1 protein-coding gene is annotated in these 1,556 nt (G+C 44.3%); it reads right to left on the bottom strand.

Annotation, left to right across the window (positions count from 1 at the left end):
* Positions 1-849: 849 nt before the first annotated feature.
* Positions 850-1,476, bottom strand: coding sequence for a transposase (locus P0O24_RS12430; RefSeq protein WP_316970067.1), 627 nt, complete (start codon positions 1,474-1,476; stop codon positions 850-852).
* Positions 1,477-1,556 lie beyond the last annotated feature (80 nt).

Below are 1,556 nucleotides of genomic sequence, written 5' to 3'. Positions count from 1 at the left end.
TGAATTATATATCAGTGGTCTATAGTTCCAATAGGTTATTAATAAGGTTATGCTATATTTTGTATAACGGAAGTGGGATCAAAAATCTGCGAGACTATTTAAACCGATCCTTAACCGATGACCTATGGATCTCACTTTCAACCTGGCAAGATCGCCCCTCTCTCGCCGGAGGTTCCCGGCGATAGATGCCGATCATCGCCTGGGATGCCTGGTTAAATTAGAATAGATGTATAAAACAAGCAAATAGAGCCAGATCTGCCCTGAATCATGACCATTGAAGTGCCATCAAGAGCACCCACCCCAGATCCGCCACCATTTCGGCGGTCTTAACAAGAGAACTAACCGACAAAAAGCTCGTCAGCATGGAGGCGAATCGAGGCCCCTGTAGATTAACCGGCTCTCTTGACGCCATTTCCGCCCTTATATAGACGATTCTTGCGGAGAGATTCTCTTGGGCTTGACCCCTCCGCCAAAATCGAGCCGATTTCGATATGGTGGCCTGGGATCGGGCGGTCGTATTACCCCACCAAAACCCACCGCCATAACCGCCAAATGGTCGCCTTATGCTTCACCGGTACGAAACTCCGCTTAAACATAAACCAAAAAGGCTCCTCGCTGTTTCATGTGGGTAGATTGAACTTGAGTTTTCCCAATCTTAGATATATAGTTGGCTCCTCGCTGTTTTGTGTGGGTGGATTTAAGGGATCGCCAATCCTGTAGCTTGGTCCCAATAACTTCATGACTGCCGGGAATAGGGAGGATCATGATATGTATCGCTACGTGCTGACTCAGGAACGGAATTCATGGCAGGCATTTGCATGATCGAGTCCGCTTATCGCTATCATGAAGTTACCCACACTGAATAGCGAAGAGCCATATAGTTGTAACAAAATTCTTTGTTGTCCTGAAGCCTCTCGCGGCGTCTTTTGCTGATTGGATAAGGCTATTTATCCCTTCTAAGATTCCGTTATCAATTCTGGTATTTATATAGTTCAGAACACCATGCCAATGCGCCTTAATCGTTTTTGCTATTTCAATAACAGGGGTCTGCCTTGAGTGCGTTGCCCAAAAATACCATCGTTTCAACCAATCTTCTGCCAAAAGAGGGTCTTTGAAGTTCCAGAGATCTCTTAAGCTCAATTTGATATTGTAAGCTCGCATGGTTTTTAATCTCATATCTCTAAGGGACCCTAATTCAGTTCTCTGCTTTTTTGTGAGTTTCTCAGGATTTTTCAGCCAGATATATCTGGTGCGCTTCAAGTTGCTGTTCTGAGACTGCTCCTCACGTCGCACTTGATCTACAGCTTGGTTCATAAGCTTCATCACATGGAACTTATCAAATGTTATTGAAGAATCAGGAAAATATTTAGTTACTCCAGATATAAATGCAGGAGACATATCGCAGCAAAAATGACGTACATTATTACTTAATCCCACATTCCGCACCTTCAGTTCAGCCCGTAGTAATTTTCGCATTCTGGCCCCAACAGCCTCAGAATGACAATCTGCGATTCGCTAAGATGCACGATGACTTTGACAATTTTTCCTCGATCAAC

The organism is Candidatus Methanocrinis alkalitolerans, assembly GCF_029167205.1.
Lineage (GTDB): Archaea > Halobacteriota > Methanosarcinia > Methanotrichales > Methanotrichaceae > Methanocrinis > Methanocrinis alkalitolerans.
The sequence above is the reverse complement of the archived record's forward strand: the minus strand, read 5'-3'. Positions and strand labels throughout refer to the sequence as shown.